The following is a 20541-nucleotide window of genomic DNA, read 5'->3' as shown; positions in this document are numbered from 1 at the left end:
TTACTTCGTCAGGATCAGCTTGTTCTGCGAGGTCAGGCGGAGACGATAGCTGTCCTCGCCATGCGCAATGATGATCTCGCGCTCGGCGGCAAACAGCTCACGGCTGTCGATGCGGCTCCCGCGCATGGTGAGAGTTCGCGTTGTTGCAGAAGGGCTTTGTGCCGGCCCTGCCGCGCTGCCGCTGCTGTCTCCTGATGTTGCTGACATAGTCGGTGTGATGCGCTTTCGAAACTTCGAGGACCGCCCGTTTGTACAGGCGGCGCCGAGCGCATTCCAACGGTTGCAATTTACAATCGATATAAACTGTAACCTGATGTCATTGACCGTCAGAGTGTTGCCACGTAACCATTTCTGGCAGCGGGGAAACTTGCCCGCCTCTTGAGACACAGCCAGCCAGTCGCTCGCGTTGCGAGCGCACGCCAGCCAGACGACATCAAAAAATAAAGTGAAGTGCAGGCTGGGGCTGATATGGCTGACGGGGCTAGGTATTCGCGCGCCCTGATTTTGAGCGCGTCGGTGGTTTCAATGGCGGCAATGACAGCGGAGGGCAGTCTCGCGCAGACCGCATCGCCGCAGAGTGAAAGCGCGTCCTCCGAACGGCCGAAGCAGGCCAAGCGCAAGCCTGCGAAGCCGCAAGTCGCACAGCAGGCAACGCCCGACACCCTGAATGCCCGTGCCCAGGCCGGCGGCACGGCACCCGTTCAAGTGCTCGATACCATCACCGCCGCCGCAACCAAGACGAAAGAACGCGCGATCGACGCGCTCGCGCCCGTCAGCTCGATCTCGCTCGACCAGATCCAGGGCATCCAGCCGAACCGGCTGTCGGGCATTTTCTATGCGGTGCCCGGCGTGTCGTTCCAGGAGCGCGGTGACGATCCCGCAACCGTCATCAACATCCGCGGCTTGCAGGATTTCGGCCGCGTCGCTGTCGTCGTCGACGGTGCGCGGCAGAACTACCAGCGCACTGGCCACAACGCCAACGGCTCCTTCTTCCTCGATCCCGAATTGATCGGCGGCGTCGACGTCGTGCGCGGACCGACTGCCAATATCTACGGCTCCGGCGCGATCGGCGGCCTGGTCTCGTTCCGGACCAAGGACATCGACGACGTGCTGCGTCCCGGCGAGCGCTGGGGCGTCGATCTCTCCGGCTCCTACGGCTCCAACAACAATCGCGGATTGGGCTCCGTGTTCGGCGGCGTGCGCGCCACGCCCGACGTCGATATCTTCGGCGGCGCCGTTTACCGCACCCAGGGCAATTACAAGGACGGCAACGGCACCGAGATCGGCAACACCGGCAACCAGGTCGAGGCCGGGCTGATGAAGCTCACGGTGCGACCGGCCCTCGGTCACGAAGTCAAGTTCGGGGCCGTCTTCCAGGATTATCAATACGACATCGGCCAGTTCAACCGCGGTCCGACCACGAGCCCAGCTTTGATCGCCCTGAATCGTGGCTCGTCGGTTTATGCGTCCGACGCCAAGAACTACACCGGCAGCATCACCTGGAACTATTCGCTGCCGAGCGACAATCTGTTCGACTGGCACATGTCGGTCTACGGCAACCGCGTCGATAACGATCAGACTAAGACCTACCACTACGGTACGACGCCGACGGCCTATTGCAACGGCGGTCTCGGCAACAATGTCTCGGGTTGCGTCGGCGACAAGCGCGGCTATGTCCTCAACACCTATGGCATCGACGTCAACAACACGACGCGCTTCAACGTGGGCGATTGGCGCAATGCCGTCACCTGGGGCGTCGACGCCTTCCAGGATGACGTGATCACGACCGACAGCCGCGGCAATTCCAACATCACGACGCCGAGCGGCATTCGCACCGTGTCGGGCGGCTTCATCCAGTTGAAGCAGAATTACAGCACCTGGTTCGAAGCGGTGAGTGCGATCCGCTATGACCGCTACGACCTCGATTCAGGCAATACGCATGCCGGTGGCGACCGCTTCTCGCCCAAGATCACGCTCGGCGTCACGCCCGTGCCGGGCTTCCAGCCCTATGTCAGCTATGCCGAGGGCTATCGCGCCCCGTCCATCACCGAGACGGTCATCTCGGGCGCGCATGCCACCGGTGGCGGACCGGCCTTCTTCACTTGTCCAAACGGCACCGTCGGCCTGTTCTGCTTCCTGCCCAACCCGAGCCTTCGTCCCGAGGTCGGCAAGAACAAGGAAGTCGGCTTCAACCTGAAGTACGACAACATCTTCAGCGCCAACGACTCCTTCCGCGGCAAGATCAACCTGTTCCGCAACGACGTCTCGGATTACATCGACCTCGTCGCTTCGGCGCCGGTCCCGGTGCCGCCGTTCGGATCGTTCAGCCAGTACTATCAGTACCAGAATATCGCCAATGCCCGGATCGAAGGTGTCGAGGCGGAGACGATGTACGATGCCGGCAACTGGTTCATCGGCGTCGCAGGCCACTACATCAAGGGCAAGAACGTCGCCACCAATATCGGGCTCGCGACCATCACGCCGCGCAAGGTCGTCACCACCGCCGGCGTCCGCCTGCTGGATCGCACGCTGATCCTGTCGGCGCAGTGGGCGTCATATGGTCCCAACAATGATGTGCCGGCCGGCTATCTGCCCGCGACCGGCTACGAGCTGGTGAACCTGTACATGACCTACAACGCGACCAGGGACATCGTGTTCACGGCCTCGATCGACAATCTCTTGAACCAGTATTACCGGCCTTACGCCATTCCCGGCAGCTCGACCGACGGCACCACGCAGAACGACGTGCTGTGGTCGGCCCCGGGGCCGGGCAGGGTCTACAAGGCCGGCATGAAGATCCACTTTGGAGGTGCGTAAGACGCGTCGCAACACCGTCAACCTCCGCCGGGCCGCGCTGATGCTCCAGCGCGGCTTCGGCATGTTTCGTTTTGATCAGAAGGAGAGACTTTCATGTTCATCGCTATGAATCGTTTCCAGGTGAAGAAGGGCGCGGAGACCGCGTTCGAGACCGTCTGGGCCACGCGCGAATCCTATCTCGGCAGCATGCCGGGCTTCGTCGAGTTTCATCTGTTGAAGGGACCGGAGGCCGAGGACCACACGCTCTATTCGTCGCACACCACCTGGGTCGACAAGGCGGCTTTCGAGGCCTGGACGCGCTCGGAGGAATTCCGCCGCGCTCATGCGCGCGCCGACAACAAGACCGGCGAGAGCCTCTATCTCGGCCATCCCAAATTCGAGGGCTTCGAGGTGATCCAGAGCGAGCGCAAGGCCGCTGCGGCCTGAGGTGATGGCGCACGAAGGGAGCCGGACATGCTGAGCACCGACCTCGCAGATCTCAAGGCGCATATGGCCGACAATCCCGGCGCGGTGATCGAGGACGTCGCGCGCGAGCGCAACGTCACACCGCGCGCGGTGATCGAGGCGCTGCCGGCCGCCATGGTGCGCATGGGAGGCGGCGAGCATTTCGCCGCCGCCATGCAGGACATTTCGGAATGGGGCGAGGTGACGCTGATCGTGCATACGGATGATGCGATCTTCGAGTTCACCGGCGCCGTTCCGGCCGGCGAGATCGGCCGCGGCTATTTCAACCTGATGCAGCCGAAGGGCCTGCACGGTCATCTCCGCCACGAGCGCTGCGCAGGCGTCGCCTTCGTCGAGCGGCCGTTCATGGGCAAGATGTCCGCCTTCGTCGCCTTCGTGAACGCCGACGGCGGCATCATGTTCAAGGTCTTCGTCGGCCGCGACGAGACCAGGGCGCTGCGGGCGGATCAGCTGGCGCGGTTCCGGCAGCTTGCGGACCGGATTGCGCCCGCGCTCTAGCTTGCTTCAACGGGTCGGGAGATCAGGATGCAGAGCAATTCCAGGCTTCGCCATGTGATCCTAACAAGTGCGCTGGCACTGGCGCCGGCACCGGCGTTTGCGATCGACGCGGCGCTGTTGCCGCGCAATCTGTCGCCCTGGGGCATGTTCCTCGGTGCCGACATCGTCGTGAAGATCGTGATGGTCGGGCTCGCCGTCGCTTCGCTGGTGACATGGACGGTCTGGCTCGCCAAGACCATCGAGCTGCGTCGCAAGGGCTCGCTCGCCCTGCAGCGGACGCGCACCCTCGAGGGCAACGTGACGCTGGCCGAAGCATGCGCACGGACCGGGGACGCGCGCGATGCGGTCGCGCAGCTGCTCCAGTCCTGCGCCAGGGAGGCCGAGCTCTCCGGCGGCGTTCTCGACGACGGCCTGCGGGAGCGCATCGCGTTGCGGCTGGAGCGGGTCGAGGCGGCGATGTCCCGACAGATCGCGCGCGGTACCGGCGTGCTCGCGACCATCGGCGCCATCGCGCCGTTCGTCGGCCTGTTCGGCACCGTCTGGGGCATCATGAATTCGTTCATCGGCATCTCGGAGAGCCACACCACCAGTCTTGCGGTGGTCGCGCCCGGCATTGCGGAAGCCTTGCTCGCCACCGCGCTCGGTCTCGTCGCCGCGATTCCGGCGGTCGTGATCTACAATCATCTCGTCCGCGGCATCGCCAATTACCGCGCTTTGCTCGGCGACGCCTCGGCGCAGCTCATGCTGATGGTGAGCCGCCAGCGCGACCACGGCCATTTCCGTCTGGCCCGGGCGGCGGAGTAGGCCATGGCGGCCAAGCTCGGGACATCGAAGCTCGGCGCGCGCGGCGATTCCGGCGAGCTCGAGGTCACCCACGAGATCAATGTCACCCCGTTCATCGACGTCATGCTCGTGCTCCTGATCATCTTCATGGTGGCGGCGCCGCTTGCCACCGTCGACATCGGCGTCGATCTGCCGGCAACGGCGGCCGAGCCGGCACCGCGGCCCGACAAGCCGGTTTTCGTCACCGTCAAACCGGACCTTTCGATCGCGGTGGGAGAGGATGTCGTCGCTCGCGGTGTGCTCATCACCTCGCTCGATGCCGCCACCAAGGGCCGTAAGGACGAGCGCATCTATCTGCGCGCCGACAAGGCCGTCTCCTATGGCGAGTTGATGGAGGTGATGAACACCTTGCGCAACGCGGGCTATCTCAAGGTCGCCCTCGTCGGCCTCGACGGACGCAGCTGATGGCAGCGAACGCCTTCGCCTTGCCGCCCGGCGAGCGCGACGGCTTGCGCTGGGGCCTGTCGGCGGCCGCGATCGTGGCGTTGCATGTGGGGGCCGCGCTGCTTGCAATGAGCTGGCTCAGGACGCAACCCGAGCAGGGCGTCAGCCTGCCTGCGATCATGATCGACATGTCGCCGATGACATCGGCGCCGCAGCCGACGTTGGACGACGTCGCGCCGGGGCCGTTGATGCAGGAGGCGGATGCCTCGCCGCCGGAGCCGGTGCAGCAGCAGGCCGTCGAGGAGACCATTGCGCCGACGCCGCCGCAGGACAGGCCGGAGGTGGTCGCGCCGCCGGAGCAGAAGCTGGAGCCGGCGCCAACCAAGACGGAGCCGGCGAAAATCGTGCCGGTCGAGAAGCCGGCGCCGGAGAAGCCCAAGTTGGTTCGCCGCGAGGCCAGGAAGCCGTCGGATGCAATTCCGGCGCCGCGCACCAGTGCGCCGCCGCGCGCCGAGCGCGAGGCGCCGATGGCATCGGCCATGAGTGCGGGCGCGGCGGCCGCCGCGGTCGCATCCTACAACCAACGCGTCCGCGCGCATCTGATGCGCTTCCATTCATACCCGGCCGCCGGCGGCGGCCAGCGTGGCGTTGCAAGGCTCAACTTCAGCATCAGCCGCAGCGGGCAGGTGACGTCGAGCCGCCTCGCTGGTTCGTCCGGCGTCGCCGCCTTCGACACCCAGGCGATGTCCATGCTCCGCCAGGCCTCGCCGTTCCCGCCGATCCCGGATGAGATCAAGAACGGCGCGATGAGCTTCACGATCCCGGTGGAGTTTACGGTAAAGTAACCCGGCCTCTTCGTCTCTCCCGGCGTGCGGCAGGGCCACCGCATTTGAATTCAGTAGCGGTCGTCATGCCCGGGCTTGTCCCGGGCATCCACGTTCTTTGTGCTACGTGGAAAGGCGTGGATGGCCGGGACAAGCCCGGCCATGACGCTGTGGGACCGTTGGTGCCCCAACGCTCACCCTCATATGGGATAGCCCTACCGCGTACGGGGAGAGAGAGGCGAGGGCCTCCCCTTACTTCGCCTTCAGGAAATCCGCGACCTCGAGCAGCACGAATTCGTTGTCGTCAGCCTTGTTGGGATCGCGGCTGGAGGAGAACGGCAGGTTGTTGTCGTTGCCGACGATGATGTGGGTGTCGTCGACGCGATCGACGTTCTCGATAGTGAAGAACGGGAAGGTGTAGACGCCGTCGTTGAGCGGCTTCTTCGCCTTCTTGTCGGGGTCTTTGATCTTCATCAGGTCGATATAGCCGATCTTGCGCACGGGCTTGCCGACATTGGCGTCGGTCAGCTCGATCTTGTAGACGCGCTTAAACTTGGCAATGTCGGGGAAGCAGTTCTCGCCGCGCTGGCCTTGCGGGCAGGCCTTGTCGGCCGTGCCTTCGCCGTTGTCGCGCTCGATGACGAGGCCGGAGGCCTGGTCGATCATGTTGAAATCGCCGATGGCGTTGCCGTTCTGCTCGAACACATATTGCCAGTAGCGTCCGGTGAATTTCTCCGCGGCGACGTCGAACTCGAGGATGCGGGAGGCTTCCTTGTCGTCGACCTTCTCCCAGTCCTTCTTGTCGGCGTCCCACAGCGGCCCCTCGAGCAGGCCGTAGAGGAATTTTCCGTCCTTGGACGCGGCGAAGCCCTCGTAGCCCTTGGAGCGGCGGAGATTGACATTGGTGTAGGTCGCGCCCGGCGCGGCCGGCGTTCCCACCGCCCAATTGTCAGGCGAGCGCACCGGCTTGCCGTCGGCCACCGTGTCGAACACGCCGAGGATCTTGCCTGACTTGTCGGCCTTCAGGATATAGGGGCCGAACTCGTCGCCGATCCAGAAGGTATCACCGATGATCTGGAAGCCCTCGGTGTCGAAGTCGGAGCCGGTGAGGTAGCGCTTCTGCGTATCTTCATGGACGATGCGGAAGGGCACCTTCTTGTCGGGATCGTGCAGGAAGATCGTTTCCAGCCGCTCGATCTTGCCGCTGGCCCAGTCCATCTTGTAGCGGTTGAGGTACAGCATCGAATCCGGCGAGTTGGCGCGGGCGCCCATGCCGTTGTCGGTGAGGACCCAGAACGTGCCGTCGGGCATGGTCTTGATGCCGGAATGGCCCTGCAGCGGCTGGCCCTTGAACGGCAGCGACACGCCGGTTGGACGCTCGAACGACTTGCCCATGACGGTGCCGAGCGCGTCGACCCGCTTCCCGGTGGTATATTTGCCCGCCGTCTTGAGATCGGCGGGGGCATCAGCCGGCGCCTCGATGAACGTTTCGGCCGGCATCACCACGTGGCCGGCGAGCTTGGCGGGGAATTCGCCCTCGCCCTGCGCGAGCGCGGCGCTCGCGGTGAGAATGATCGTGGCGACGGTGCAAAGAAAGGTCGCGCGCATGTGCGTCTCCTGTTGGCGGACGCACGTTTTATGCGGATCGCATGTTGCAGGATTGTGAAGCCGGGCCAAAGGTCACAGCTTCGTCTACTCCTTTACCGCCCCCGTCAGCGAGGACACGTAATAATCCACGAACAGCGAGTAGAAGATCGCGACCGGCAGCGAGCCGAGCAGCGATCCCGCCATCAGCGCACCCCATTGATAGACGTCGCCGGTGACGAGCTCGGTCAGGATCGCGACCGGCACCGTCTTGTTGGCGCCGCTCTGGATGAAGGCGAGCGCGTAGATGAACTCGTTCCAGGACAGCGTGAAGGAGAAGATGCCGGCCGAGATCAGCCCGGGCACCGCGAGCGGCAGCGTGATCCGGCGCAGGATCTGCAGACGCGTGGCGCCGTCGACCAGCGCGCATTCCTCCAGCTCGTAAGGGATCGACTTGAAATAGCCGATCAGGAGCCAGGTGCAGAACGGCACCAGGAAGGTCGGATAGACCAGGATCAGGGCCAGCGGCGAGTCGAACAGGCCGAACTGCACCACGACGGTCGCGAGCGGGATGAACAGAATCGACGGCGGCACGAGATAGGCGAGATAAATGCCGAGGCCGACATAGGGACTGCCGCGGAAGCGCAGCCGCTCGATCGCGTAGGCCGCCAGCGTAGACGCGATCAGCGACAGCGTGGTCGAGCCGATGGCGACCAGCATCGTCGTCTTCAGCCATTGCGGATAGGCGGTGTTGAACAACAGGTGCTTGATATGCGCCAGCGTCGGCGATGAGATCCAGAACGGGTTGTTGTCCCGGTAGTTCATCAGCTCCGCGTTCGGCTTGAACGAGGTGATCGCCATCCAGTAGAACGGAAACAGCAGGATCAGAACGAAGCAGCCGAGCGGCAGGTAGATCATCATCAGCCGCCGCAGCCCGGAATCCCAGGCCATGGTGTCGGGCGGCGCCTTTGCGTTGGCGACGGTCGATTGCGCGACGGTGTCAGTCATTGGCCTCTCCCTGCTGCCATTTGCGGCGCGCCAGGCCGAAATAGGAGAACAGCGTCGCGAACACCAGGAACGGGATCATCGACACCGCGATCGCCGCGCCTTCGCCGAGCTCGCCGCCGGCGATGCCGCGCTGGAACGCCAGCGTCGCCAGCAGATGGGTCGAGTTCACCGGACCGCCGCGGGTGATGGCGTAGACCAGCTGGAAGTCGGTGAAGGTGAAGATGATCGAGAACGTCATGACGATGGCGAGGATCGGCATCATCATCGGGAAGGTGATGTAGCGGAAGCGCTGCCAGGCGCTGGCGCCGTCCAGCATCGCGGCCTCGTAGAGCGAGGGCGAGATGGTCTGCAGGCCCGCCAGCAGCGAGATCGCGACGAAGGGAATGCCGCGCCAGATGTTGGCGGCGATCAGAGAGAAGCGCGCCGGCCAGGGCGAGCCGAGGAAGTCGATATTGCTCGACCTCCAGTGCAGAACGTCGACCAGGAGGTAGGAGATGATCGAGAACTGCGGGTCGTAGATCCACCAGAACGCCAGCGCCGAGAGCACCGTCGGCACGATCCAGGGCAGCAGCACGATGGCGCGCAGCAGGCTCTTGAACGGGAAATGGTTGTTGAGCAGCAGGGCGAGCCAGAAGCCGAGCGCGAATTTCCCGAAGGTCGCCACGGCCGTGTAGAACACGCTGTAGAACACCGCGTTCCACCACAGGGGATCGGTGAGCAGGTACTGGAAATTCTCGAGCCCGACATAGATGCCGCGCCGGCCGATCGTGGTGTCGGTGAAGGCGAGCCAGATGCCGAGGCCGAGCGGGTAGGTCAGGAACACCGCGAGCAGCCCGAGCGCGGGCGCGAGGCACATCGCGATCAGGAACGGCTTGTAGTCGAACAGCCGCACGATCCAGTTCGGCTGCCGTTGCGCCAGTGCATGGGAGGAAAGCGTCGTCACGGACATCAGGGCGTTGTCCCGTCTAGACTATCACTACACCCGTCATTGCGAGCAAAGCGAAGCAATCCAGTCTGGTTCTGCGGTGGCAGTCTGGATTGCTTCGTCGTTTCAGTGCAAAATTGCTCTGCAATTTTGTCACGTGCTCCTCGCAATGACGACGGCTTGATCGATTTCTACCGGCCCTGCCGCCGGAAGTAGCGCTTGCAGCGCTGCTCGGCTTCGGCGGCGGCAGCCTCTGGCGTGGCTGCTCCGGTCGCAACGGCAGAGCACATCTGAATCAGCACGTAGTCCGCACTGACCGCGCCCGTCGCCGTGGAGATCGGTCCCTTATAGCCGTCGTAGTATGTGCTTTTCATCGTATCCTTGAAGATCGAGACCTTGGGGTCGCCCTTCCAAACGGCTGCTTCGGCATAGGCGGCGAGCGGCTGCGACCAATAGCCGGAGTTGGCGTTGAGCCAGGGCTCGTACTGGTCTTTTTCCAGCATGAACTGCAGAAAGGCCTTCGCCGCGTTCGGGTACTGGCTATGTTTGAACACCATGGCGTTCAGCGTCAGACCTGCCATCGGTGAGACCTTGGCCAGGCCCTTCGGCAGCAGCTGATGCTCGCTGTCGTCGGCGATCGCCTTGGTGGCCGGATCGTTCTTCAGCGAAAAATAGAGCGAGACGCCGTTGGCCGTCAGCGCGATCTCCTGCGAGGAATAGGCTCGGTTGTTGCTGACGTCGTTCCAGGACGGCGTGCCGGCGATGAAGGTCGGGTACAGCTGCTTGACCCAGTTCAGTGCGGCGATCGTCTCCTTGCTGTTGATGGTGAGGTTGCCCTCTTCGTCGAGGAGCGCGGCATTGTGCGACCACAGCGCCCAGTTGGCGAAGCCGTTGCCGTCGCCCTTGGCGTTGCCGAGCGCGAAGCCGGCCGGCTTGCCGGCCTTGTGCAGTTTCTGGCACAGGTCGACGATTCCGGCATGGTCTTCCGGCACCTTGTCGAAGCCGACCGATTGCAGGACGGACTTGCGGTAAATCAGCGGTCCCGCGGTGGCGCCGAACGGCAGCCCGATCCAGGACTCGCTCTTGTTCTTCTTGCCGTAGCGCTGCGCCAGCGGCAGCCATCCGCCATAACGCTTGCCGACATAGTCGGCAACGTCGGTGAGCTCGATCAGCTTGTCGATGTAGATATGGGGCGCGTCGGAGAAGCCGATGATGATATCGGGGCCGGCGCCGGAATTGGCTGTTACCGCGGTCTGCTGGTTGATGTCTTCCCAGCCGACGAAGTCGACCTTGACCTCGACCCCGGTGTCCTTGGTGAACTTTGCCGCATTGGCGCGGAACACGTCCTCGTCCGCCTGGACGAAGCGCACCGGGCGCAGCATGCGCAAGGACGCGCCCTTCTCGATCTCGAGCTTGGGTGCCGGGACGTCGGCAGCCTTGATGTTTGATGTTTGCGCTGCAGCACCGGTGGCCGCGAGCGTTGCAGCGGACAGGCCCAGCGCCAAGGCATCACGACGTGTGATGTCGTTCCTCATCAGTACCTCCCTATGATGTCTCCCTTCCCGGCGTTGATCACCGGTGAAGGGCCGTTTCGGTCGTAGGCGCCTCTTGCGCCGGCCGCCTAGCTGTTCGGCCCGCGATCCATGCTGACGGGTTGCCAGCGGCGGAGCGTGGTGTTCTGCAGCACTGACGGATTGACGCAGCTTACCGGCCACATGCCCTGAAGCACCAGTGACAATTCGTAGCCCACCCGGCGCTTGCGCGCTTCGTCGAACCGTGCCGAGGCCGAGGCGACATGGGCGGTCAGGGTCACGTTCTCCATGCGGAGCAGGGGATTGTTGTGCGAAGGGGGCTCTTTCTCCAGCACGTCGAGGGCGGCGTGTGCGATCCAGCCCTCCTGCAGCGCCTTGATCAGGCTCTCCTCGTCCACGGTGGCGCCGCGACCGGTGTTGATGAAGATCGAGCCTTTCTTCATCTGCCGGAAGTGCTTCTCGGTCAGCATGTGGTGCACCTCGGGCCGCGCAGGGGCATGCATCGAGACGAAGTCCGATTGCGACAGCACCTCGTTCAGCGTCGCCGGGATCACGCCGTGGTCGTACATCAACGTTTCCTGGATGAAGGGGTCGTAGGCCATCATGCGCAGGCCGAACGGCGCGGCGCGCTTCGCGACCGCACGCGCGACGCGGCCGAACGAGATGAAGCCGAGCGTCTGGCCCATCAGCCTCGGGATCTTCAAGAGCGCCGGCCGACCCTCGGCCCAGCGGCCGTCGCGCACCATGCGGTCCTGCTCGACCAGGCGGCGGAAGCCCGCGAGCAGCAGCATCATGGCGTGGTCGGCGACCTCCTCGATGAAAGTGTCGGGGATGTTGGTGACCGGAATGCCGCGGGCAGTGGCGGCCTTGACGTCGACGCTGTCGACGCCGACCGAGCCGAGCGTGATGACCTTGCAGTTCTCGAGCGCATCGATAATCGACTTGGTGATCGGGATAGCCTTGGCGTAGATCGCGTCGGCATTTTTCGCGGCGGCGATGAACCCGGTCTCGTCGGCGGGCGCCTCGACGATCTCGGCATCGATCGGATCGAGCGCCTCGCGCTCATAGGAATAATCGCTGCCGGCGACCGTGAAGCTCGCACCCTTCGGCGTCACCACCCTGTATTTCGGCATTCTCTGCTCCCGATCTGGTTTCTTGTTGTGACCCGCCTCCACGGGCGGGCCTTTGCGTCTTTTACGCGAAATCCGGGCGAGTGCGTACAATTGCCGGTTGTCCGAAGCGATGAATATTGCCGGTTTTGTCGGCGCCGTCAGGGCTTCTACGGAGACGCGTAAGGAACTTGCTAAGGTGTCGCTCCCTAAAAGTTGATTCAATTTCGATCGATTCACTCGCGTGCCCGTATCCCGTTCTTGCCGGAGCTATCCCGTGAAGTTGAGCAATCTGAAGATCGCCTCGAAGCTTGGCATTCTCGTCGGCGTCACGCTGTTCGGCCTCTGCATCTCCGGAGTTCTCGCCGGCTATCTGATGAAGCGCGAGATGGTGAATGCGCGCATCGACCAGGCCAAGGCGATTGTCGAGCTGGCGCGCAACTATGCCGCCGCGTTGAAGAAGCGCGTCGATGCCGGCGAGATGACGAAGGACGCCGCGATGGCCGAGCTTCGCCGCTACGGCAACGCGATGACCTACGACAAGGGTGCCGGCTACCTGTTCGGCACGTCCTATGACGGTCTCACCCAGCTTGCGCCCGATCCGAAGGTCATCGGCACCAACCGAATGGACGTCGTGACCAACGGCCGCAAGCTGTCGCTGGAATTGATGAACGGCGTCAAGGCCAACGGCGAGATTCTGCTTCAATACGAATACATGAAGCCCGGCCAGGAAACGCCGATCCGCAAGATCGGTTACGCCGTCGCGGTCCCCGGCTTCGACATGTATCTCGGCACCGGCGCCTATCTGGATGACATCGACGCCAAGATGGGCCCGGTCTACTGGCTGCTCGGCCTGGCGGTGCTCGGCATCGTCGTGGTTGCCGGCAGCATCGCCTGGCTGCTTGGCCGCAGCATCAGTGCTCCGCTGGCTCTGCTCGGCGCCCGCATGAAGGATCTCGCCGACGGCAAGCTCGAGGGTGATATCCCCGGCGTCGGCCGCGGCGACGAGGTCGGCGCGATGGCCGCGACCGTCCAGATCTTCAAGGACAACGCGGTCCGCATCCGCGACCTCGAGAAGACCGAGGCGGACGCCAAGGAACGCGCCGCAGCGGAACGCCGCAGCGCCATGGAGGAGATCGCCAACGACTTCGAACGCAGCGTCAACGGCATCGTCCGCTCGGTCTCCGCGGCCGCAGCCGGCATGCAGACCACGGCGCAATCGATGACGGCGACCGCCAGCGATGCCTCCTCGCGCGCGGCGACCGTCGGTGCCGCCTCGCAGAAGGCGTCCGGCAATGTCGGCACCGTTGCGGCCGCCGCCGAAGAGCTGTCGAGCTCGGTTGCGGAAATCTCGCGCCAGGTGACGCGCTCGACCGAAGTTGCGAGCCGTGCCGTCAACGATGCCGAGCGCACCAACGCCACGGTGCAGGAGCTCTCCACCGGTGCCGAGAAGATCGGCGAGGTGGTCAAGCTCATTCACTCGATCGCGGCGCAGACCAACCTGCTCGCGCTCAACGCCACCATCGAGGCGGCGCGTGCCGGCGAGTCCGGCCGCGGCTTCGCCGTGGTCGCCTCCGAGGTCAAGGCACTCGCCAACCAGACCGCGAAGGCGACCGAGGAGATCTCCGCCCAGGTCGCGGCGATGCAGACCTCGACCAGCGACGCGGTGGCGGCGATCTCCGGCATCACCCAGACGATCGCCGAGATGAGCGAGATCACCGCCGGCATTTCCGCATCGATCGAGCAGCAGGGCGAGGCGACGCGCGAGATCGCCCGCAACATCCAGTCGGTCGCGGCCGGATCCAGCGAGATCAACGCCCATATCGGCAGCGTCACCTCGGCCGCGGAAGCGACCGGCAGCGCGGCCAGCGACGTGCTCACGAACGCCCGCGAGCTGGACAACCAGTCCGGCGCGCTGCGCAATGCCGTCGATGGCTTCCTCGCCAAGGTCCGCGCGGCGTAAGACAGGTCTCGTGCCCCGGACGCAGCGCAGCGCTTCCCCGGCGATGCGAAGCATCGTCCGGTTCAGCGGTGCGCTGCAGAGCCGGGGCCCATGCTTGCTGCAGCCTGGGTCCCGGCTCTGCGATGCATCGCTGGCGCGCTGCATCTTGTCCGGGACACGAGACCGTTCTACTGCTTCTCGATCTTCGCGTTGGTGATCAGCTTCTCCCACAGCACCAGCTGCTCGTTCACGAAGGTGCCGAGCTGCTCCGGCGTGCCGGAAAAGGCGTCCATGCCAAGCGTGGCGAGCTTGGCCTTGATCTCCGGGTTCTCGATGATCTTGCGGATCTCGGTGTTGAGCCGCGTCACGATCTCCTTCGGCATGCCGGCGGGGCCGAAATAGCCCTGCCAGGACGAGATGTCGAAGTCCGGAACGCCGGCCTCCTGCATCGAGGGCAGGTGCGGCACCAGCGGTGAGCGGTCCTTGGTGGTGACGGCGAGCGCGCGCAGCGCGTTGCCGTTGACGTGGGGCAGACCGGTCAGGATGTCGACGAACATCATCGAGACGCGTCCGCCCATGACGTCGTTGAGCGCCGGCGGCGAGCTCTTGTAGGGCACGTGCAGCAGGTCGAGCCCGGCATTGTGCGCGAAGGTCGCGCCTGACACGATCGCCGCCGACGAGCCCGAGGCGTAGCTCAGCTTGCCTGGATTGGCCTTGCCGTAGGCCACCAGCTCTCCGACCGTCTTGGCCGGCACCTCGGGATTGATGACCAGCATGAAGGGCAGATCGCCGGTGCGGGCGATCGGGGTGAAATCCTTGACCGGATCGTAAGTGAGGTTCTTGAGCAGATAGGGATTGGCCGAATGAGTGGTGTTGGTCGTCACCAGCAGCGTGTAGCCGTCGGGAGCGGCCTTGGCGACATAGGTCGCGGCAAGCATGCCGTTGGCGCCCGCCTTGTTCTCGATCACGATGGGAACGCCGAGCGCCTGCGACAGGTGCTGCGAGATCAGCCGCGTCGTGGTGTCGGTGCCGCTGCCGGCCGCGAACGGCAGCACCAGCGTGATGTTGCGGCTGGGATAGGTGTCGGCGTGAGCGGTGGATGCTGCCGTGAGGCACAGCGCGGCCGCGGCGACGGTCCGCAGGTTTCGTATCAGCCCGGAAATCATGTCTGGTCGTTCCCTCTTTTTCGTTGGCGGGGAACCTAGCTTGTCTTCGCCAAGATCGGAAGACATCAGTTTCGTGCCCCGGGCGCAGTGCATCGCGCCACTCTTCGCGGCGTGATGCACTGCTGAACCGGGGCCCACGCCCGCGGCAATCTGCGTCTCGGCTCCGCGATGCATCGCTGGCGCGCTGCATCTTGTCCGGGACACGAGATCCGTCGCGCGGAATTACGTCACCGCCGAGCCGCGGCGCGAGGCAAGCACGACCCCAGCGAGCACCAGTGCGTAACCGATCAGGTGGAATGGCTGGAGCTTCTCGCCGAGCAGCAGGATCGCCATCGCCGAGCCGAACACCGGTACCAAGTGAAAGAACGGCGCCGCCCGGTTCGGCCCGATCAGCGCCACGCCGCGGTTGAAGAAGAGATAGGCGAGGGTGGAGGGAAAGATCAGGATGTAGCCCAGCGTCGCCAGCGTGATCGCGTCGAATTGCAGCACGCGGCCGCTCGCCGCCTCCCAGATCGCCGTCGGCAGCAGCATGGTCGCGCCGCAGCAGGTGGTGAAGGACAGGAAGGAGAGCTGGTGGATCTTCGGCCGGCGCGGGATGAGGGCCGAATAGAGCCCGAACGCCACCAGCGAGGAGGCGAACATGATGTCGCCCCTGTTGAAGCTGATGCTTGCCAGCGCCGCGAGGTCGCCGCGCAGGATGATGATCAGCACGCCGAGCAGCGAGATCGCGATGCCGCCGAGCTGCGCGCCGGTCAGCCGCACCCCGAACAGCACCAGCGACCACAGCGCCACGAACAGCGGACCCGCCGACTGGATTAGAAGCGCATTCAGCGCCTCGGTGTATTGCATCGCCCAGTACGAGATCGCGTTGTTGAAGGCAAAGCCGACCAGCGACAGGAACAGCATCAGGGGCAGGCTCCTGCGCAAGGCTGGCCAGTCGCGCTTCAGATGCGGCCAGGCGAACGGCAGCAGGATCAGGAACACGCCGAACCAGCGGATCGTGGTAATCGTCAGCGGCGGTACATGCGCGCCGACATGGCGCGCGATCACAATGTTGCCGGCCCAGAACAGCGAGGTCAGGCTGAGCAGCAGATAAGGCTGGTTGTTGAGCCAGCTGGCCGGACCAGCGGCCGGTGACGCGGGCGAAGCAATTGTCATGGGCGTTTACGCGAGCTTGCGCCGGATTACCGTCGTGGCACAAGTCACAGCGCCGCAATGCTACAATGCAGCCGAGCCTTGAGGAGGTGTCATTGGCGGTCAATATGTTGAACATCGAGGGCCTGGAGCGGCTCGATTCGAATGCGCCGGTGGTGATGCTGAACCTGATGCGCTTCCACGCGCGCTCGCGCGACGGCAACGGGTCGGGCCGGGAGGCATACCTGCGCTACAGCGCGATCACGGTGCCGATGATCAAGGCGCGCGGCGGCACGCTGCTCTGGACCGGTGAAGCCGAGGCGGTCGCGCTCGGTCCGCACGCGGGCAACGATTGGGACTTCGTCGCGCTGGTGCATTACCCGTCCGTCTCGGCCTTTCTCGACATGATGACCTCGGAAGCCTACGAGCGCGAAGCCGATCCGCATCGCGTCAACGGCTGCGCCGAGCACGTGATCATTGCGACGAGCGAGGCGTACAGCAAGTTCAAGCCGAAATAGCGGCGCGCTCTTCTTACCCTCCCCTGGAGGGGGAGGGTCGCTGCGCATGAAGCGAAGCGCAATGCGGAGCGGGGTGGGGTGACGGTCTCTCCGCATCAAACAGTGCCCGAACGGAGAGATCACCCCACCCCGCTCGCGCTACGCGCGATCGACCCTCCCTCTCCAGGGCAGGGCAATCGCATATGGATTTCACGAAGATTGTCCGCGGGCTTGCTCCGCCTCTCCCGCTTGCGGGAGAGGCCGACGCGCTCGCAGAGCGCGGCGGGTGAGGGCTCTCGCCACGCAGGGACGTCCTCCACAATCCTCGACAATCCCAACGCGGAGACACCCCCACCCCAGCCCTCCCCCGCAAGCGGCTCGGTGGCGCGGACTCCCCACGGGGCATCGATCACGGCCAATCCGTCAGGGCACACATCCTCTCCAGGTGGTTGGACCACGGGGAGCGCTTGGTTGCTCCCGGCGAATCGGCTCGGTTCCGGAATCCTACGCTGATCTGCGCCGGCGCCGCAGGTCACGCTCCGTTTCGCTAAGCTTCACTTCGCGAGACCCGCGGCGCATTCCAAGAACCGCACCCAAAAGGGTACAGGGAGCCCACCGCCGATGCCGCAGCATCGTGTGCGCCACATGCGATAGCCCTGCCCTCCAGGGGAGGGTGAAAGAGGCACCTGCGTGTTTGGACGAAACGGTCGCCTAAGTCGCCTGCTTCCGCGACGCGGCGAATACGCCCGCCAGCACCAATGCAAAACCGATGAAGTGGAACGCCTGCGGGTGCTCGCCCAGAAAAGCCATCGCCATGATCGAGCCGAACACCGGCACGACGTGGAAGAACGGTGCGGCGCGGTTGGCGCCGATCAGGCGCACGCCGCGATTGAAGCAGAGATAGGCGAGTGCCGAGGGGAAAACGGCGACGTAGAACAGGGTCAAGAGGTTCGGCCCGTCGAGCTTCATCACCGCCCGCGCCGACAATTCCCAGATCTCCAGCGGAATGAGACAGGCGGCGCCGCAGCCGAAGGTGAAGGCGAGGAACGAGAGGCCGTGCATCGGCGGCCGCTTCAGCGACAGCACCGAATAGAGCGCGAAGATCAGGAGCGCGACGAGGAAGATCAGGTCGCCCTTGTTGAAGTCGATGCTCGACAGCGTGGTGAAATCGCCATGCAGCAGGATTGTGAGCACGCCGCACATCGACAGCAGCACGCCGAAGGCCTGCGCCGCGGTGAGACGGATGCCGAGGATGGCCAGCGACCACAGCGCCACCAGCAGCGGCGCAGCCGACTGCAGCAGCAGCGTGTTCAGCGCCTGGGTATGCTCGAGCGCCCAATATTGCAGCGTGTTGAAGGCGCCGATGCCGGTGACCGAGAGCGTGACCATCAGCCCGAGCTTGCCGCGGATCGCCGGCCAGTCCTGCACGAGGTGCTTCCAGGCGAACGGCAGCACCAGCAGGAAGGCAAAGAACCAGCGCAGGAACGATAGCGTGACCGGGGGAATGTGGCCTGCAGCGAGCCGCCCGACGATGGCGTTGCCGGCCCAGCACAGCGCAGTGATGCTGAGCAGCAGGTAAGGCTGGTTGGCGATCCAGCTGTGGCCGGATGTTTCCGCGCGCGTGGTCTGGCCGGTGGCGGACATTGTGATTATTGGAGCCCCGCGTCGAGTGCGCCGGGCCCTCCGGCCCGGCAAGGTCCGGGCCGGCTGATCGCCCGGCAGGTCCAAAGACACGTAAAACGAGGTTGCATCAACGGGGGGCGGACGCATCGCGACCATGCTGGCGGCGAAGGCGGCCTCTCACGCTTTGGTCGAAGCGGCTGCGCCGGCCCTTAAGGGTTCGGGATTTTCCGCGGATATCAAGGGCTTGGACCCGGCTCCGGAGCCCGAAAAAGCCCCGTTCTTGCTTGCCTAGAAGGGCTGCTTCCTTTATCCGGTTGGCTGCCTTGCGTGCGGGCGGCTCCGGCTGCCGATTGGGCTGGGCGCAGGCGTGATCCCGGAAGAGTGGGCACCGGTTTTCCGCGAGGATCATGCCTCTAGAGACAGGTTGAACAGGATTACCCGCGAATGGCCAATGTTGTCGTCGTCGGCGCCCAGTGGGGCGACGAAGGGAAGGGCAAGATCGTCGACTGGTTGTCGGAGCAGGCGGATATCGTCGTCCGCTTCCAGGGCGGCCACAACGCCGGCCACACGCTGGTGATCAACGGCAAGACCTACAAGCTCGCGCTCCTGCCCTCCGGCGTGCTGCGCGAGGGCAAGCTGTCGGTGATCGGCAACGGCGTGGTGTTCGACCCCGCCGCCTTCCTCGACGAGGTCGCCAGGCTCAGGTCGCAGGGGGTCGATGTCGGTCCCGACAACCTGCGTGTCGCGGAAAACGTCACGTTGATCCTGCCGCTGCACCGCGAGCTCGATGCACACCGCGAATCCGCCAGCGCCGCGACCGCGATCGGCACCACCCGCCGCGGCATCGGCCCGGCCTATGAAGACAAGGTCGGCCGCCGCGCCATCCGCCTGATGGATCTCGCCGATCATCAGACGCTGCCGCACAAGATCGAACGCCTGCTGGCGCACCACAACGCGCTGCGCCGCGGCCTCAACCTGCCGGAATTCGACAGCGCCGTGATCCTGAAGGAGCTCATGGCGATGGCGCCCCAGCTCCTGCCCTACGCCGAGACGGTCTGGCGGCTGCTCGATATCGAGCGGCGTGCCGGCAAGCGCATGTTGTTCGAGGGCGCGCAAGGCGCGCTGCTCGACGTCGACCACGGCACCTATCCCTACGTCACCTCCTCCAACACGGTGGCGGCCCAGGCCGCGACCGGCGCCGGCCTCGGGCCGGGCGCGGTCGGCTACGTGCTCGGCCTGTGCAAGGCCTACACGACCCGCGTCGGCCAGGGCCCGTTCCCGACCGAGCAGGACAACGAGATCGGCCGCAAGATCGGCGAGCGCGGCCGCGAGTTCGGCACCAATACCGGCCGTCCGCGCCGCTGCGGCTGGTTCGACGCCGTGCTGGTCCGCCAGGCGGTCCGGACCTGCGGCATCAATGGCCTCGCGCTGACCAAGCTCGACATCCTCGACGGCTTCGATTCGATCGAGGTCTGCACCGGCTACAAGCTCGACGGCAAGGAGATCGACCATTTCCCGGCCGGCGAGGGCGCGCAGGCCCGCGTCGAGCCGATCTACGAGACCATCGAGGGCTGGAAGGAGCCGACCGCCAATGCACGGTCCTGGGCCGACCTGCCGGCGCAGGCCATCAAATATGTCCGGCGGATCGAGGAATTGGTGGGATGTCCGGTCGCGCTGCTTTCCACCAGCCCGGAACGCGAAGATACTATCCTGGTGCAAAATCCGTTTGAGGCTTAACGATATCTTACCGGGACGCGCGTATAGTTGAGTAGAAATGGCTGATTACTATCCGCTGATCGCCCGAGCTATTGCCGCCCTGGACCCCAACGCTCCCGGCGAAAGCCGTCGCGCGCTCTATGAGCGGGCGCGCACGGCCCTGATCGCGCAGCTGCGCAGCGTGCAGCCGCCGCTCTCCGAATCCGAGATCACCCGGGAACGGCTGTCGCTCGAGGAGGCCGTCCGCAAGGTCGAATCGGAGGCCGCCCAGCGGGCCCGCGAGGCCTCGCGTCCCGGTGGCGGCGCCCCCTCCGGCTCAAGTGGCGATGCCTTCCGCCGCGCCAGCACCCGTGCCACCGAGGGCAACCCGGCAGCAGTGCCGCCGCGCACGCGTCCGGCCCCGACGCCGCCGCGCGCCGACCGCCCCTCCTTCAATGTCGACGACCAGGGCGAGACCCCGCGTCCGCCACGCGC

The 20541-nt window shown here is 64.9% G+C and carries 18 protein-coding genes and 1 pseudogene; 10 read left to right on the top strand and 9 right to left on the bottom strand.

Translation table 11 applies throughout. The features are described from left to right. On the bottom strand, positions 1-207 hold the full coding sequence (locus HZZ13_RS36990) for a hemin uptake protein HemP (RefSeq protein WP_246504594.1): 207 nt from the start codon (positions 205-207) through the stop codon (positions 1-3). A gap of 261 nt (positions 208-468) precedes the next feature. Here HZZ13_RS36990 and HZZ13_RS29125 point away from each other — a divergent pair, with 261 nt between their 5' ends. The 6 genes from HZZ13_RS29125 to HZZ13_RS29100 all read left to right on the top strand — a co-directional run bounded on the left by HZZ13_RS29125 (position 469) and on the right by HZZ13_RS29100 (position 5852). Continuing rightward, positions 469-2817 (top strand): TonB-dependent hemoglobin/transferrin/lactoferrin family receptor, encoded by a 2349-nt coding sequence (locus tag HZZ13_RS29125; RefSeq protein ID WP_197962959.1) that lies wholly within the window; start codon positions 469-471, stop codon positions 2815-2817. A gap of 93 nt (positions 2818-2910) precedes the next feature. After that, positions 2911-3243: a heme-degrading protein HmuQ gene (gene hmuQ / locus HZZ13_RS29120; RefSeq protein WP_197962958.1), complete on the top strand. Its 333-nt coding sequence runs from the start codon at positions 2911-2913 to the stop codon at positions 3241-3243. 27 nt (positions 3244-3270) lie between these two features. Beyond that, complete coding sequence (gene hutX / locus HZZ13_RS29115) at positions 3271-3780, top strand: heme utilization cystosolic carrier protein HutX (protein WP_197962957.1); 510 nt, start codon at positions 3271-3273, stop codon at positions 3778-3780. Positions 3781-3807: 27 nt separating this feature from the next. Further along, positions 3808-4584, top strand: coding sequence for a tonB-system energizer ExbB (gene exbB, locus HZZ13_RS29110; RefSeq protein ID WP_197962956.1), 777 nt, complete (start codon positions 3808-3810; stop codon positions 4582-4584). Positions 4585-4587: 3 nt separating this feature from the next. Then, complete coding sequence (gene exbD / locus HZZ13_RS29105; RefSeq protein WP_197962955.1) at positions 4588-5028, top strand: TonB system transport protein ExbD; 441 nt, start codon at positions 4588-4590, stop codon at positions 5026-5028. Beyond that, positions 5028-5852 (top strand): energy transducer TonB, encoded by an 825-nt coding sequence (locus tag HZZ13_RS29100; protein WP_197962954.1) that lies wholly within the window; start codon positions 5028-5030, stop codon positions 5850-5852. The genes exbD and HZZ13_RS29100 overlap by 1 nt, the downstream gene beginning before the upstream one ends. Before the next feature lie 231 nt (positions 5853-6083). Here HZZ13_RS29100 and HZZ13_RS29095 read toward each other — a convergent pair whose 3' ends face one another. The 5 genes from HZZ13_RS29095 to HZZ13_RS29075 all read right to left on the bottom strand — a co-directional run bounded on the left by HZZ13_RS29095 (position 6084) and on the right by HZZ13_RS29075 (position 12013). Next, complete coding sequence (locus HZZ13_RS29095) at positions 6084-7439, bottom strand: esterase-like activity of phytase family protein (RefSeq protein ID WP_197962953.1); 1356 nt, start codon at positions 7437-7439, stop codon at positions 6084-6086. 84 nt (positions 7440-7523) lie between these two features. Further along, on the bottom strand, positions 7524-8423 hold the full coding sequence (locus tag HZZ13_RS29090) for a carbohydrate ABC transporter permease (RefSeq protein ID WP_197962952.1): 900 nt from the start codon (positions 8421-8423) through the stop codon (positions 7524-7526). Beyond that, on the bottom strand, positions 8416-9372 hold the full coding sequence (locus HZZ13_RS29085) for a carbohydrate ABC transporter permease (protein ID WP_197962951.1): 957 nt from the start codon (positions 9370-9372) through the stop codon (positions 8416-8418). The genes HZZ13_RS29090 and HZZ13_RS29085 overlap by 8 nt, the downstream gene beginning before the upstream one ends. Positions 9373-9539: 167 nt before the next feature. Beyond that, entirely contained in the window at positions 9540-10883 is a 1344-nt protein-coding gene (locus HZZ13_RS29080; RefSeq protein ID WP_197962950.1) for an ABC transporter substrate-binding protein, read from the bottom strand. A gap of 86 nt (positions 10884-10969) precedes the next feature. Beyond that, the gene (locus tag HZZ13_RS29075) at positions 10970-12013 is read right to left on the bottom strand and encodes a C-terminal binding protein (protein WP_197962949.1); all 1044 of its coding nucleotides are present in this window, start codon (positions 12011-12013) and stop codon (positions 10970-10972) included. 253 nt (positions 12014-12266) lie between these two features. Here HZZ13_RS29075 and HZZ13_RS29070 point away from each other — a divergent pair, with 253 nt between their 5' ends. Continuing rightward, positions 12267-13952, top strand: coding sequence for a methyl-accepting chemotaxis protein (locus HZZ13_RS29070; RefSeq protein ID WP_197962948.1), 1686 nt, complete (start codon positions 12267-12269; stop codon positions 13950-13952). Positions 13953-14119: 167 nt separating this feature from the next. Here the strand turns inward: HZZ13_RS29070 and HZZ13_RS29065 are convergent, their stop codons facing one another. Together HZZ13_RS29065 and HZZ13_RS29060 are read right to left on the bottom strand one after the other, a co-directional pair. Beyond that, positions 14120-15097 (bottom strand): Bug family tripartite tricarboxylate transporter substrate binding protein, encoded by a 978-nt coding sequence (locus tag HZZ13_RS29065; RefSeq protein WP_197962947.1) that lies wholly within the window; start codon positions 15095-15097, stop codon positions 14120-14122. A gap of 222 nt (positions 15098-15319) precedes the next feature. Continuing rightward, complete coding sequence (locus HZZ13_RS29060; protein WP_197962946.1) at positions 15320-16255, bottom strand: DMT family transporter; 936 nt, start codon at positions 16253-16255, stop codon at positions 15320-15322. A 104-nt stretch (positions 16256-16359) separates the two neighbouring features. On the opposite strand from HZZ13_RS29060, the gene HZZ13_RS29055 reads away from it, so the two are divergent. After that, positions 16360-16749, top strand: a complete 390-nt coding sequence (locus HZZ13_RS29055; RefSeq protein ID WP_197963019.1) for a DUF1330 domain-containing protein — start codon at positions 16360-16362, stop codon at positions 16747-16749. Positions 16750-17439: 690 nt separating this feature from the next. Here the strand turns inward: HZZ13_RS29055 and HZZ13_RS29050 are convergent. Further along, a complete protein-coding gene (locus HZZ13_RS29050) occupies positions 17440-18372 on the bottom strand; it encodes a DMT family transporter (protein WP_197962945.1) in 933 nt (310 codons plus the stop codon). A gap of 423 nt (positions 18373-18795) precedes the next feature. Between HZZ13_RS29050 and HZZ13_RS29045 the strand changes: the two genes are divergently transcribed. Further along, positions 18796-20088, top strand: a complete 1293-nt coding sequence (locus tag HZZ13_RS29045) for an adenylosuccinate synthase (protein ID WP_197962944.1) — start codon at positions 18796-18798, stop codon at positions 20086-20088. A 37-nt stretch (positions 20089-20125) separates the two neighbouring features. Beyond that, a pseudogene (locus tag HZZ13_RS29040) lies at positions 20126-20541 on the top strand (hypothetical protein); the annotation flags it as partial.

The sequence above is a fragment of the Bradyrhizobium agreste genome, assembly GCF_016031625.1.
In the GTDB taxonomy this organism is placed as follows: domain Bacteria; phylum Pseudomonadota; class Alphaproteobacteria; order Rhizobiales; family Xanthobacteraceae; genus Bradyrhizobium; species Bradyrhizobium agreste.
The sequence above is the reverse complement of the archived record's forward strand: the minus strand, read 5'-3'. Positions and strand labels throughout refer to the sequence as shown.